The sequence below is a fragment of the Stenotrophobium rhamnosiphilum genome, assembly GCF_003052265.1.
GTDB classification, from domain to species: domain Bacteria; phylum Pseudomonadota; class Gammaproteobacteria; order Nevskiales; family Nevskiaceae; genus Stenotrophobium; species Stenotrophobium rhamnosiphilum.
In genome coordinates this window covers 230089-244888 of sequence record NZ_QANS01000004.1, presented here as the reverse complement: position 1 = coordinate 244888, position 14800 = coordinate 230089, and the positions used below count along the sequence as shown (strand labels likewise).

9 protein-coding genes are annotated in these 14800 nt (G+C 54.9%); 4 read left to right on the top strand and 5 right to left on the bottom strand.

Annotated elements, in window-relative coordinates:
• Nucleotides 1-2 precede the first annotated feature (2 nt).
• Genes kdpB through CJD38_RS11865 form a run of 4 tightly spaced genes read left to right on the top strand, consistent with a single transcriptional unit; the run spans nucleotide 3 to nucleotide 6115 of the window.
• Nucleotides 3-2057, top strand: a complete 2055-nt coding sequence (kdpB, locus tag CJD38_RS11880; protein WP_107940574.1) for a potassium-transporting ATPase subunit KdpB — start codon at nucleotides 3-5, stop codon at nucleotides 2055-2057.
• Nucleotides 2058-2070: 13 nt separating this feature from the next.
• Nucleotides 2071-2676, top strand: coding sequence for a K(+)-transporting ATPase subunit C (locus CJD38_RS11875; RefSeq protein WP_107940573.1), 606 nt, complete (start codon nucleotides 2071-2073; stop codon nucleotides 2674-2676).
• A gap of 23 nt (nucleotides 2677-2699) precedes the next feature.
• Nucleotides 2700-5426, top strand: coding sequence for a DUF4118 domain-containing protein (locus tag CJD38_RS11870; protein ID WP_107940572.1), 2727 nt, complete (start codon nucleotides 2700-2702; stop codon nucleotides 5424-5426).
• Nucleotides 5423-6115 (top strand): response regulator, encoded by a 693-nt coding sequence (locus tag CJD38_RS11865; RefSeq protein ID WP_107940571.1) that lies wholly within the window; start codon nucleotides 5423-5425, stop codon nucleotides 6113-6115. Before CJD38_RS11870 ends, CJD38_RS11865 begins: the two co-directional genes overlap by 4 nt.
• On the opposite strand, the gene CJD38_RS11860 is transcribed toward CJD38_RS11865, so the two are convergent.
• From CJD38_RS11860 to CJD38_RS11840, 5 genes are all read right to left on the bottom strand, one after another.
• Nucleotides 6112-9465 (bottom strand): cellulose synthase subunit BcsC-related outer membrane protein, encoded by a 3354-nt coding sequence (locus tag CJD38_RS11860; protein WP_107940570.1) that lies wholly within the window; start codon nucleotides 9463-9465, stop codon nucleotides 6112-6114. The genes CJD38_RS11865 and CJD38_RS11860 overlap by 4 nt on opposite strands.
• On the bottom strand, nucleotides 9441-10589 hold the full coding sequence (gene bcsZ / locus CJD38_RS11855; RefSeq protein ID WP_206362977.1) for a cellulose synthase complex periplasmic endoglucanase BcsZ: 1149 nt from the start codon (nucleotides 10587-10589) through the stop codon (nucleotides 9441-9443). Before bcsZ ends, CJD38_RS11860 begins: the two co-directional genes overlap by 25 nt.
• Nucleotide 10590: 1 nt before the next feature.
• On the bottom strand, nucleotides 10591-12843 hold the full coding sequence (bcsB, locus tag CJD38_RS11850) for a cellulose biosynthesis cyclic di-GMP-binding regulatory protein BcsB (protein WP_240783621.1): 2253 nt from the start codon (nucleotides 12841-12843) through the stop codon (nucleotides 10591-10593).
• Between the two features lie 167 nt (nucleotides 12844-13010).
• A complete protein-coding gene (locus tag CJD38_RS11845) occupies nucleotides 13011-14291 on the bottom strand; it encodes an acetyl-CoA C-acetyltransferase (RefSeq protein WP_107940567.1) in 1281 nt (426 codons plus the stop codon).
• Between the two features lie 49 nt (nucleotides 14292-14340).
• The gene (locus CJD38_RS11840) at nucleotides 14341-14799 is read right to left on the bottom strand and encodes an SRPBCC family protein (protein ID WP_107940566.1); all 459 of its coding nucleotides are present in this window, start codon (nucleotides 14797-14799) and stop codon (nucleotides 14341-14343) included.
• Between the last annotated feature and the right edge of the window lies 1 nt (nucleotide 14800).

Below are 14800 nucleotides of genomic sequence, written 5' to 3'. Positions count from 1 at the left end.
CCATGACTACACAGAAAAACGCTCCTGCGTTGTTTGATCGCGCACTCATCGTGCCGGCGATTCGCGACGCTTTTATCAAGCTTGATCCACGCACGCTCGCACGCAATCCGGTGATCTTCATCACTGCACTGGTGTCCTTGCTCGCGACCGTCTTGTTCGTGCATGACATCTTTGGCTCAGGTCAAAACCTGTTGTTCTCGGCGCAAGTGATCATCTGGTTATGGTTCACCGTGTTGTTCGCGAACTTTGCAGAAGCCATTGCTGAGGGCCGCGGCAAGGCTCAAGCCGCGTCTCTACGTAAAACGCAAACGCAGACCATCGCTAAGGTTCTGGTGTCACCCGGCAGCGACTCCACACGCAACGTTCCCGCCTCACAACTCAAGGTCGGCGACGTTGTACTGGTTCGCACGGGTGATCTAATTCCTGGCGATGGCGAAATCATCGAAGGCGTCGCTACCGTTGATGAATCTGCTATCACCGGTGAATCAGCTCCGGTGATCCGCGAATCAGGCGGTGACCGCAGCGCAGTCACAGGCGGCACCCGCGTGTTGTCCGATGTCATCAAGGTCCGCATCACTGCCGCTGCTGGCAGCAGCTTTCTGGATCGCATGATTTCATTGGTCGAAGGCGCGTCACGCAAGAAAACGCCGAATGAAATCGCGCTCAACATCTTGCTGGCAGGTATGTCGCTGATCTTTGTATTTGCGACAGCGAGCATTCCGAGCTTTGCGACTTATGCAGGCGGCAGCATCAGCGTGATTGTTCTGGTTGCACTGTTCGTTACGCTGATTCCGACCACGATTGGTGCCTTGTTATCCGCCATTGGTATTGCTGGCATGAATCGGCTTGTGCGCTTCAATGTGCTGGCAATGTCAGGCCGCGCGGTAGAAGCGGCCGGTGACGTTGATGTTCTGCTTCTTGATAAGACCGGCACCATTACCTTGGGCAATCGTCAGGCTGCAGAGTTTGCTGTGATGCCTGGAGTCACTGAAGCCGAACTGGCAGACGCCGCTCAGCTTTCGAGCTTGTCAGATGAAACGCCAGAAGGCCGCAGCGTCGTTGTTCTCGCCAAGGAAAAGTACGGCCTGCGCGGTCGCGACCTCGCAAGTCTCAATGCACGCTTTATTCCGTTCACTGCACAAACGCGCATGTCAGGCGTCGACATTGATGGACGTGTCATCCGCAAAGGCGCCATCGATTCAATCACTGAATACGTGCAGCGCATTGGCGGACAACACGCCGTACCGAAAGAGCTGAAAGAAATCGCTGATCGCATCGCCCGCGCTGGCGGTACGCCACTGGCGGTAGCAGAAGGTGATCGCGTTCTTGGTGTGATCTATCTCAAGGACATCGTCAAAGGCGGCATTCGCGAACGCTTTGCTGAGCTGCGTCGTATGGGCATCAAGACGGTGATGATCACCGGCGACAATCCACTGACCGCCGCCGCCATCGCGGCCGAAGCAGGTGTCGATGATTTTCTGGCTCAGGCTAAACCGGAAGACAAGCTTGCATTGATTCGCAAGGAACAAGCTGAAGGCAAGCTGGTAGCGATGTGCGGTGACGGCACCAACGACGCACCTGCTTTGGCTCAAGCTGACGTAGGCGTTGCCATGCAAACCGGTACTCAGGCCGCACGCGAGGCCGGCAATATGGTGGATCTGGATTCAGACCCCACCAAGTTGATTGAAGTCGTTGGCATCGGCAAACAGTTGCTGATGACGCGCGGTGCGTTGACGACGTTCTCCATCGCCAATGACGTCGCCAAATATTTCGCCATCATTCCGGCGATGTTTGCAGCGATCTATCCGCAGCTGAACTCGCTGAACCTTATGCACTTGGCAACACCGCAGTCCGCGATTCTGTCCGCGATCATCTTCAACGCCTTGATCATCATTGCGTTGATTCCACTGGCACTGCGCGGCGTGAAGTATCGCCCTGTCGGCGCTGGACCCCTGCTCGCTCGCAACTTATTGGTCTACGGCGTCGGCGGCCTCGTTGCGCCTTTCATTGGCATCAAGTTGATTGACCTTGCGATCAGCGCAATCGGTCTGGTTTAAAGGAGACAAACTCATGTTTAGTCATATCCGTCCCGCTATCGTTTTATTTGTTCTGCTAACCCTGCTCACCGGCGTGGCCTATCCGCTGGCCATGACCGGCGCTGCGCAGGCGTTGTTTCCCGCACAGGCCAATGGCAGCTTGATCACAAAGAATGGGCACATCATCGGCTCCAGCCTGATTGGCCAAAACTTTGTAGGCGATGGTTACTTTCACGGCCGCCTGTCTGCCACTTCAGGCGCCGATCCGACCGATGCGAGCAAGACCATTTCATCGCCCTATAACGCTGCGAATTCTGTGGGTTCGAATCTGGGCCCAACATCCAAGGCATTGCTGGATCGCGTTGCTGCCGACACTGCAAAGCTCAAAGCCGAGAACCCGAATGCACTGGTTCCAGCGGAGCTGGTGACAGCTTCAGGCAGCGGCCTCGACCCGCATATTTCACCTGAAAGCGCACTGTTCCAAGTGCCTCGTATCGCGCGCGCACGGGGCTTGAACGAGCAACAGCTACAAGCCTTGATCGGCGTACATACTGATGGCCGCTGGCTAGGGCTTCTGGGAGAGCCCGTCGTGAATGTTCTAGCACTGAATCTTGCACTCGACGCAGTCGGGAAGCCTTAGAATGCACGCATAGAGGCTAATCAATGCCAGCAAACGACGGCCGTGATTTACAACGTCCATCGCCCGACGCCCTGCTCACGCAGGCTCAGGGCGAGCAGCGAGGTCGTCTCAAAATCTTTCTCGGTGCAGCACCAGGCGTAGGCAAAACCTACGAGATGCTCAGCGTCAGTCGGCGCAAATTGCGGGAAGGTGTTGATGTGGTCGTGGGCGTGGTCGAAACCCACGGCCGCATCGAAACCGAAACCCAGCTCGATGGACTCGAAGTCATTCCACGTCGGCAAGAAATCCATCAAGGCCGCACGCTGCTTGAGATGGATCTTGACGCCATTCTCAAGCGTCATCCACAACTGGTTCTGGTCGATGAGTTGGCGCATACCAACACTCCCGGCAGTCGCCATCCCAAGCGTTATCAGGATGTGCAAGAACTCTGCGCCGCTGGCATTGATGTTTACACCACCCTCAACATTCAGCACGTCGCCAGTCTCAACGACGTGGTGGCCAGCATTACTCGTGTGCGTGTACGCGAGACCGTTCCGGATTCCATTCTCGAACAGGCTGACGAAATTGAGCTGATTGATCTCACGCCAGATGACCTGATGCAGCGCTTGCGCGAAGGCAAGGTCTATCACGGCGAAGCGGCTGAACGTGCGCTTGCCCACTACTTCACGCCCAGCAATATCACCGCTCTGCGTGAGCTGGCGCTGCGTCGCACTGCACAGCGCGTTGATGCGCAGTTGCGTCAGCAACGCCGCGTGCAAGGCATCGATGAAGTCTGGGCAGCGAGCGAACGTGTTTTGGTTTGCATCAACGAATCACCGGGCGCCGAATCGCTGGTGCGCTACGCCAAACGCGTTGCAGATCGCCTTGGCGCGACCTGGACAGCGGTTTATCTGGAAACCGAACGCAGCCGCCAACTCAGCGAATCACAGCGCGACACGGTCGCACAGACCTTACGTCTCGCAGAACATTTAGGCGCCGATACATTGACCCTCCCCGGCGAGCGCATCGCCGATGATGTGCTGCGCATTTGCCGCGAACACAACATTACCCAAGTCATCGTCAGCAAATCTCGTCGCCCACGTTGGTTTGAGTGGCTGCATGGTTCAGTCGTAGACGAGCTCGTTCGAAAATCCGGCAATATCACTGTGCAGGTTCTAGGTGAATCCAATAACGCCGCAGAACGCAGTGCCGCATCAGCTACTGGCGATAGCACACGACCCTCAATCAACTGGGGCAAGCCAGGTGATTATTTGGCCACAGCTTTCTGGGTTGCACTGGCAACTCTTGTCGGCATTGCGATTGACCGCACTGCGGGCATGGCCAATGTCTCACTGATTATCTTGCCCGCTGTCGTATTCAGCGCGACTCGTTACGGACTGATGCCGTCATTATTCGGCGCGATCATGAGTTCGCTCTGCTACAACTATTTTATGTTGCCGCCGTTGTATACCTTCACCATCGGCGATCCTGACAATGTGCTAGCGTTCTTTGCCTTCATTGCCGTCGCATTTCTGATTAGCCATCTCACCGCGCGCACACGCGTTCAAGCGCAGTTTGCACGCGAACAAGCACGCACAACGGCCGAGTTGCTCAACTTCAGTCGCCGTCTCGCAGGCCTGCGAAAAATAGATGAATTGATGGAACTCACCGCAACACAGGTTGCGCAGATGCTGCGTGTCGAAGCCGTGCTACTGACACCCGTTGACGGCCGATTAAAACTTCGCGCCAGTATGCCCACCATTGCATCACTGGATGAGGCAGATTTAGCCGCCGCAACCTGGTGCCTTGAAAAGAATCGCCCAACCGGTCGTGGCTCCGATACTTTGCCCGGTGCACGTCGATTGTTCTTGCCACTGCATAACGGCAACAATGGATTGGCGGTTATCGGCGTTCGTCACAGCGATGACGAAGGAAGGCTGGAGCCCGACAAACGTCGTTTGCTTGATGCCCTCAGCGATCTAGTCGTGATCGCCTTTGAACGCATTCGCCTCGCACGCGATGTTGACCAGGCCAAGATGCTCGCGGAAACTGAAAAGCTGCGCACTGCATTGCTCACTTCAATCTCTCACGATCTGCGCACACCACTGGCAAGCATTCTGGGATCAATCACGAGCCTGCGCTCGTATAGCAATCTCTACGATGCAACGACCCGCGAAGAACTACTCGCCACCGCGCAAGAAGAAACCGAGCGCATGTCGCGCTTCGTCAATAACCTGCTCGACATGACACGCCTTGATTCCGGCGCGCTCGCACCAAGGCTCGAAGCTTGTGATCTGCATGACCTCGTTGGCTCTGCACTCAACCGCACCAAAAAGTTAGTCGCGCAGCACAAAATCAGCGTGCATATCCCACAAGACATGCCGATGCTGATGCTGGATTTCATGTTGATGGAACAAGTGCTGGTCAATCTCATCGACAACGCCGCCAAGTACGCGGCGCCGAATACGACGATCGAAGTGGCCGCGCAAATGCATCGCTATGCACTCGCGCTTGAAGTGCGCGATCAAGGTCCGGGCATTCCAGAAGAAGATGTGCTCCGCATCTTTGATCCCTTCTTCCGCGTCAAACAAGCCGACAGCAAAACTGCAGGAACAGGACTAGGTCTCGCTGTTTGCCGTGGCTTCATCCAAGCAATGGGTGGCCGCATCAGTGCAAGCAATCGACGTGATTCTAACGGCGCAGTATTCACCATCGAGTTTCCCTCTCGCATCGTTGCCAAAACATTAGCACCCACCGAGACAGCCGCATGACACTTGGCACAGGTCGCATTTTGGTAGTGGACGATGAACCCGCCATTCGTCGCCTGTTGCGCACAACGCTACAAGCGCACGACTATGAAATCGTGGAAGCCAACTCAGCGGCGACTGCGCTGAGCATGCAGCGTGAATCCAATCCTGACGCCATCATTCTTGATCTTGGCTTGCCAGATCGCGATGGCCTGCAAGTGATCGCAGAGATTCGCGCAGTGTCCGCAGTGCCGATTCTGATTCTCTCCAGCCGCGACGACGAACGTGGCAAGGTGGCAGCACTCGATGCAGGCGCTGATGACTACATCACCAAACCCTTCGGCGCTGAAGAATTACTGGCGCGCATTCGCACCGCACTGCGTCATCGCCTGCAACAGCAAGGCAGTCGCCCACTTTACGAATGCGATGGACTCGTCGTCGATCTGGTCCGCCGCATCGTCACGCTGGATGGCTTGGAACTGCGACTTTCACCAAAGGAATATGCGCTGCTGGAACAATTGGTATTGCACGCAGGCAAAGTACTGACACACAAACATCTACAGAAGGCCGCATGGCCAGCAGATGCCGATATGGATATTCAGTACCTACGCATTTATATCCGCCAACTACGCGGCAAGATCGAACGCACGCCGGAGCAACCAACACTACTCATGACTGAGCCTGGCGTCGGTTATCGGCTCAAAGGCGCTTAGTACTGCGAGTAAGGCTTAGGCGGCCGTGGCGGATACGGCACGGCTTGTGTCCATGGCGTGAACACGCGACGCACATAGACGTTAAAGAAGTTAGGCGCGTAATACGCCGAGCGATCCATATTGGCGATGGTGCCAATGAAGTAATCGCTATTAATCTGATATTCCATTGCGCCCTTCAGCGCGTAGCCGATGCCAGAGCTAGAGCCGCCGTCATACACCGGGCTGCTGTAACCGGAGGGCAACGTCGAGCCCACGGCCAATGTCTGCAAAGCCGGATCGTTTGGATAAAACGGCGAATCATCGCTACGACTCAAGGAGTACGAAGCCGAGCCCTTCAGCTGATACGACCAACGACCCACGCGGCCCGTCCATTCCAATGGCACACCTAATGAGGTGTAAGACTGCGGGCTGTAATAGCCGCCTTGTCCAAAGGTGTAATGACTCAAATCCTTACTGTAATTCCATTGCGTTGCGCTCAAGCCGATTGAGACTTGAACATCATCGCGATTGATCAGATTAAGACCACCACTCACTCTCGCAGAGAAGTAGTTATTGCCGGACACATTACGACCCGTCAATCGATGGAAACCTATGCTGGCCGACGCGTCCCAATCTTGTTCATAGCGCGAGAAGTTCAGCTCAGCGCCATTGCTACGCACGCCACCCCATACCTGTCCCGTAATCGGATCGCGCGCACCGGCATAGGACAAGAAGCTGCTCGTTACAGGGCGACGCGAAACATCAACGCTATAACCTACATCACCTAATTTTCCGTCGTACTTCACGCCACCAACAATGTCCTGCACCAAGAATCCAAGTGGCGTGGTGCCAATATCAAAACGCCAGTTGTCATTTTGATATCCGACACCCACGTCAGCGCCGCTCTGAGACTGACGCACACTGGCTGGCAAATCGGCGCCCGCGTTGAGTGCTTGCACCTTGCCGAACAGACCGGCCTCGTCAAAGTTTGTTGGCAGCGTCCCTGCACTGATATGTGCCGGATCAAGATGCACAAACATCTGTCCTTCGTAATTGATCGGATAACGCCACTCAATCGGCAACTCAACATCTGCGAACGATGAGATTCCCGGGTCACCAGACTTATTACGGAAAGTTGGGCCAGAAGTTACAAAGCCACCTGAGCGACGTTGCTGAAGGCTGGCAATTTCAGCATCAGCAGGTGCAAGGCCCTGCGTCTCAGTCTTCGCACCAGCAGCCTGCGCTTTGCGGAAGTAGGCCATCGCCGATTCGTAATGACGATCTGCGCGCTCGATACGGCCTGCCTGCACCAGCACATCGGGATTAGCAGGTTGCTGCTCAAGCAAGGCAGTCACAATCTCGCGAGAGCCTTTCAGATCGCCCAGATACATCCGCTCTTTGGCGACGGCCAAGCGCGTATCGAAATCGGTCGTTGCTGCACTTGAAAGAATAGCGTTGAGCTCTGCATTCGCTGCAGCACGATCACCTGCGCGGCGTAGCAAGCGAGCATAAGCAAGATGCAGATCAACATCAGTGCTGCGTTCAGCAACAAGCTTGGCGTAAATCGCGCGAGCTGCATCGTAGTGACCCGCTGCTTCGTCGCGATCAGCCTGCGCAAGTTCGGCAGATTTCTCGCGGCGCCATTTCATGTTATCAAGTCTCTGCGACAGTCGATTCATACTGTCACTGCGCTGATCAGCAGGAATCTTATTCAGTGCGGCATTTGCCGCCTGATCATCATCAAGACTGGCGAGCAATAGCGACTGCGCATAGTAAATATCTGTTTCACCGGCCGGCGCATTACGCACCCCTTCATCCATCAGCTCACGTGCTTGCCGCGACACGCCAAGACGCACGTAGAGATTCGCCAGATCAAAACGAATCCACGGATCGTTGGGCGCAAGCTGCTGCGCAGTTTCCAAAGTACGTAAACCAGGACCCAAACGATTGGCAGCAATATCAACATCAGCCTGATCACGCAAAATCCCAGCCCGTAGCACATCAATACTGGCCTGATCAGCGGGACGATCTTTGCGTAGATCTTGCAGTAGCGCTAGAGCTTCTTGGCTGCGACCCGTACTCGACAGCAGCGCCGTATAGCCTCGTAACGAAGTGTCGTTGACCTCATCCAAAGCCAATACATGGCGGTAAATGTCCTCTGCCTCATCGAACTGCTTTTCACGCACCAAGCGATTCGCCATCAGTCCCAGCGTGTAATAAGAACCTTCATTTATCGCCAGCGCAGCACGGAGTTTGCGTGCAGACAGCTCAAGATCATTCTTCTCACGCGCAGCGTCAGACTCCGCCATCCACTTGGCAAACATCGTCACTGACATTCGACGATTCCATTTTTCTAGCGTCTTCGGCGAATCGTAAGCCCGGCCGGTGCGGAATAGCTCCCAAGCCTCGTCATAATGTTTTTGATGCAAACGCAACGCGCCGAGCGCTTCAAGAATGCTGGTCTTTTTTGGATATTTCAGGTGCCCTTCAAGCAACAGCTTTTCGATGTTGCTGCTCTGCTCTGCCTGATCATCTGCCCAGTTTTTAGACAGCGTGTTATTGGCAATCAGCTCCTTAGCTTGCTCGCTGCGCGCACGTGCGGCCAAGCGAGCCTGCACTTCCTTTTCATTAGGAACCTGCTCAACATCATCATGCAGAGTTGCTGTAGAAACGCCGCTACCAGACTTACGTTTTAATGCGCCGTCCCAAAGATCCATCACACGCTGATGATCGGCATCTTTATTTTCGGAGAGCTTCGCCAGCATGTTCATGCCTGTCGCACGTGTTGCCGGTCGATCTAACAGATGATCGGCCAAGGCCAAGGCGTACTGCGGATTTTCTGGATTCTCACGCGCCAAGCGGCTGTAACCCGCGCGCGCCTCATCCCAACCATTTCGACTGCCAGAAACCACTCGATAGTATTGAAGTCCCAACTGGCCCATCGGTGGACCATTCGGAAAAAGTTCACGCAACTCTTTCAGCGCTTCCTCACTCTTGCCGGACTGTTGAAGGCGATTGATAGTGGCCATGCGCAAACGATCTTTTGTCGAAACGCGATAAAGATCTTCAAACTGAATGGTGAGACGCTCGCCCGGATGCGCGGCTTGGGCTTTCTGCAACAGTCTTGCAGCAACGTCAACACGAGCAGATCGAATTTCGAGTTCGCCTAGTTCCAACAACGCATCAGGCTGATTCGGATAGGCGAGCAATAATTTTTCTAGCGCCAGACGTGCAAGATCCGGACGATTCTTGGCTTGCCACAAACGCGCGCTACTAAGCAGCTCACCTATCGCAGGCGCAGGCTCAACGGCCTGCACGGTGGAGGCCATCAACAACAAAATTAGCGCTAGCGTTTTTGCGGCGATACGCATGACTGAGTCCAGCGCGGCACTAGCGAGCCGTCGCGGTTAAAACGATAAGAACCATCAGTGCCGCCTTGTGCAAACAGCGCCAGTGCTTGGCCGTAGTAAATATTGGTTGGCACAGGATGATCGCTGAGCTGTTGCCGCAATTTTTGTGCTGTCTGCGCATCGCCAGCGGCATCAATGAATGGAATCATTGCCGCAACAAAACCAGAAGGACCATCACCCTTCATGACTCCATTGCGCGTATCAACATGTTCAGGAACGACGCCATGCGCGGCTACATAAGCAGCCATAGGACGCAGCGCATTCATAATCTCTGCACGAGCTGGATCGTTTCTATCCATCAAGCCCGCCCATAGATAAACGCGGATGGAGTTGTAGCTGCCATCAGCTTGGGTCTCAACGTCGGGCAAAAATCCTTTTCCGGTTTGAAACAATACCCAGTCCGGTGAAAATCCTTTTGGCGCAGAATCGGTAATCAATTTTTGTGAAGATGCGACGACTGCACTCCAAGAAGAATCAGGATCATTCGCCGCGAGTCGTCTGAGTGCTTGTATCGGTGCGTAGCTGGGATTGAGTCGCCAACGATTCTTGCCCTGCGTAAATCCAACAGAGCCCGGCAATAGCGTCAGACCCAAACTCGGAATATCTGCTGTCTCTTCACGCAAAATGCGATTGGCGATGATGTTGGATAAAACCGTATAGCGCCGCTCATTCCACAGTCGCCCGGCTTCGCCTAAAGCATAGGCGATCCACACATCCGCATCCGATGCGGGATTCTTATCGATTACGCCCCAGCTACCATCATCACGATGTCCCCACTGCCACGCTGGCAGATACGCAGTGAGATCACCCTGCGCGAGATTGTTCTCGGTCCACTGCAACAACTTTTCGAATGCAGGACGATCATTCGCAACCAATGCAAAGAACAATGCATAAGCCTGTCCTTCGGAGACGGTGTGTTGCTGTGGCGTGCTCGCATCAATCACACGTCCGTCAGCACTGATTAGTTGCGTCTTGAATGCGGTCCACTGCGGCCAGTCACAATTCGCCGCCGCGTGAGCCTGCGATATGCCCAGCAAGAACGCCGCAATCATCCACAAACTTAGTCGTTGCGCGTGCCCAACCACATCACTGCCTCATGCGTCGCGCTGCCACGCCGCGCAGCGTCCAGTAGCACAAGAAGGCCAAGATCAGTCCAGCTAAAAGACCAAAGATTGCCAGCAGCACCGGATGCATTGAGAGGAAGAACCATATGCGCAGATGCCAGGGCAAATGCCCGACGTAGTACATATTGTTGACTTGGAAGCTGTCGATCTGGCGATCGCGAACAAAAGCGATATCGCCGTGAATGCGGCTAACCAATCCATCGTCTTCGATCGCGTTGACAACATTCTTCGCAACTTCAGACCCCGACGAAGAAACGGCAACAACGCTGCGGCCGCTCTGCAAAGGTGATTCAAACCCGATCAAAGCAGCCAATCCACCATTCGTGCTGGCGTCTACACTCCACGGAGATTTTGTTTTGCTGTCTTCGTTTCCATACAACTGTCCGGGCTGTAATTTCGATGGCGACAGTGGCGTCATCAAACGACGATTCTTATCGATGATCGCAGGCAGACTCTTGCCCCACTTCGTCAACAGATCTGATTCGCCAGCGCCGTTGATGACCAGCAAGTCGAAATCTTTTTGAGCCGACACAGCAGATGTTGGAACCAAGTTATAGCGAAGCGCGGGAATACCCGTCACGCGGCCCAAGCGGCCCAACATGAAGAACATCAACTCTGCGTCATCAGCCGCTGGCTGATTGGAAACAACAACCGCAGTCTGAGAAAGGTCGGCGTATTTGGTAAATGGAAATCCTGCATTCGCGAACAAGGCCAAGTTCGGCATGGTCGTGTAATGCGGGAACGGAGAGAGATCGATGGTTGAATCAGGATCAATCGCCGAGCGCGTGGCATCGACAATACTGTCCTTGCATTGACCTTCCTTGTGATAGTCGAGCGCGAACAAGAACTGCAGCTGGTTATTGCTTCCTACCTGAAACGCCGGAATCACCAGACTCTCTTCGTATTGCGCCATCGCCTCATCAAGCACCGGCACCATCAGGCGACCTTTATCGCCGCCCTTGCCACTGGCGCGAAGACGGAATGCCTGAACAAAACTATTGTTGATGCTGACCGTCAACGATGAATTATCTTCAACCGCTGGTGGTGTGTAGCGATACTTAAGATCAAGCGGAACGCCCTTGCGATTCCATGTCAGCAAATCGGGCGGCAGTCGCACGTTGACGCGAATTGGTGAAGGCTGATGTCCAACCGCCTGCAATTCCGAAGGATCACCCACCAGCTCGCTGAACTTCACGGGGCGATCGGTGCGAATCCAATTGGGAACGTCATAAGCCTTGCGCGGTGGGTCATAAACCACTTTCGTAATCGTGGCGGTATCGCCGGTTAATACCACCTGCCCTAGCACTAGTGCATCAGCCGCAGTCTTCAACTGTGCAGCGTCCTGACCTTGAATGATCAGCAACTTGATGGTGGGATCAGACGGCAACGGCCGCACTGAAATCGTGGGCAGTTTTACTTCAGGCAATTGCAAAACCGTTGGGCGTTCGGCATTTGTCGCAAACACCACCGCATTGCGCTGTGGCATCTGATCGTAAAACGTTGGAAAGCGGGCGCTGCGATATGCAGCCTCAGCACCAAACCAAGAGGCAACAACACCTGCGGCACGCAGTGTTGCGAGGCTTGGCTTGGCGGCAAAAACAAACGGCAGATCAAGACGGCGATTGTCGCGACGATCAAAGAATGGCGCTGGCAACAATGACAAACCGGGCTGCAAAGCCAGCGGCCTTAGCGTGAGTTCGAGACTGCTGCGATTGCTGATCGACGCCCAGATGCTGGAGTGCATCGCATCTTCGCACTCCATCGTGTAGTGGCCGACCAACTGAATCGAGAGATTGTTGTAATCAGTGAAGTAGCGCGGATCGAGTTCAATCTCGCGTTCTACTTCGGTGCCCGCCGTTTCCTTTGGCAAAAGCAATGCATCAACTACTTCACCATTGAGCACCAGTTTGAGGTGCGACAGTAATGGCAATAATGCAGGCGAATAGCTGAAGCGAAGTTTGAGTTTTGCGCTAACAACGGACTCATCAAGACGCACGCCGAACGCCAGATTCATGCGTCCATCGACACCCTTGAGTTGGACAGGCTCGTAGTGGCCCATGTCCTTGAACATCAGAGTCTGCAAACGCAGCTGCTCAGATGCAGGAACCGGAGTAACAGTAGAGAGTGGTGTCGCCGCAGCATAGGTCTGCGCATTGATTAAAAATGCGGCCAAGCCGAACATCCACATCAGGGTAAAACGCACGCGCCGATTCATCGTTTTCACGATCATCCTTGATTATTCCGCTTCCTTATTTGTCAGCAGGAGATACGGAAGTACTGCCTGCTTGGATGACAGTGTACGACAGGATTTGCCCTAGGCCTACCCACAAAAAAGCCGGGCGAACCCGGCTTCTTCGTTGACCTTCTTTGAAAGCGTCAGGCTTACTTTTCAACAATCGCCGTAACACCCAGACCACCCGCCGCACAGATCGAGATCAAGCAGCGACCGCCGCCGTTCTCGTCCAGAATCTTGGCTGCGGTGGCGAGGATACGGCCGCCGGTTGCGCCGAAAGGATGGCCGAGGGCCAGCGAGCTACCACGCACGTTCAGCTTGGCGCGGTCGATGCTGCCGAGTGGCTTGTCGAGGCCGAGGCGTTCTTTGCAGAACTTCTCGTCTTCCCATGACTTCAGGGTGCAGAGAACCTGTGCAGCGAAGGCTTCATGGATTTCGTAGAAGTCGAAATCTTGCAGAGTCAAACCAGCGCGCTTGAGCATGCGTGGAACGGCGTAAGCCGGAGCCATCAGCAAGCCTTCTTTCTTATTTACGAAGTCGATGGCCGAGGTTTCAGCGTGGGTCAGGTAGGCCTGAATCTTGAGGCCGTGCTCCTTGGCCCAGTCTTCCGAAGCGAGCAGAACGGCAGATGCGCCGTCGGTCAACGGGGTCGAGTTGGCCGCGGTCAGCGTGCCCTTGCCGCTCTTCTTGTCGAAGGCCAAACCAAGCGTGGCCAGCTTTTCCAGCGACATTTCGGTGCGGAGGTTGTTGTCGCGGGTCAGACCAGCGAAAGGAACAATCAGGTCTGAGAAGAAACCTTCGTCATAGGCCTTTGAGGCTTTCTTGTGCGATTCAAAAGCCAACTGGTCCTGCTCTTCGCGCGGGATGTTCCATTCCTGTGCCATCAACTCGCAGTGCTGACCCATCGACAGACGGGTGCGTGGTTCGCCGTTGGTTGGGATGGCTGGAGCCAGCATGCTTGGGCGGATCTTAGCGATCGCCTTCAGGCGCTGACCGGTGGTCTTGGCGCGGTTGGCTTCGAGCAGGATTTTGCGGAGTTTTTCGTTCAGAGCGATTGGGGCGTCAGAAGCGGTATCAACGCCGCCAGCGATACCGGAGTCGATCTGACCGAGGGCAATTTTGTTGCCGATGTTGATAGCGGCTTCCAGACCGGTACCGCAGGCCTGCTGCACATCGAAAGCGGAGGTTTCAGGAGCGAGGCCCGAAGACAGAACCGATTCGCGGGTCAGGTTGAAGTCACGGCTGTGCTTCAACACGGCGCCAGCGGCGACTTCGCCAATGCGCTCGCCGTGCAGCTGATACTTGTCGACAACGCCTTTCAGAGCGGCCGTCAGCATCTCTTGGTTGCTACGGGTGGCATACGCGGTGTTGTTACGTGCGAAGGGAATGCGGCTGCCACCGATGATGGCGACTTTGCGAGCTTTGGTCATGGATAAACCCTCTTAAAGTTAAAAACGAAAACTGTGTTCGCGCCGAGTCTTACTGGCCCAGCGCGGTTTTAATGTTCTTGAGATAGCCACGAACCTGATTCTGGAACAGGCCCTGCACGATAGGCTTGGCGGCGGCACGGAGCAACATCGGGATCGGCACTTCCAGATCACCGGTGGTTTCAAATTCAATCTGCGTACCCTGCCCCTGTGCCGTCAGACGCCACTGGCCACGAATCACGCCGTTGCCAACGCCAGCAACCGGCGTCCAGGTCACGGTCGATTTCTTCTCATCGACCACGTAGACGCAGGCGTAAACCACTTGATGGCTAATGCCCGCAGCGCCCAGCGGCTTGAGGTACCAGCAGTAACGACCCTTGCCCTCGTCCTGCAGCTTTTGCATATCAGGGAAATGGCTGACCGAACGCGGCACATCGGCCAATAAGGCATAAGAAGTCTTCAGGTCAGAACTGACATGAAACTTGTCGGTGATCTCGACAGCAATCTGCATG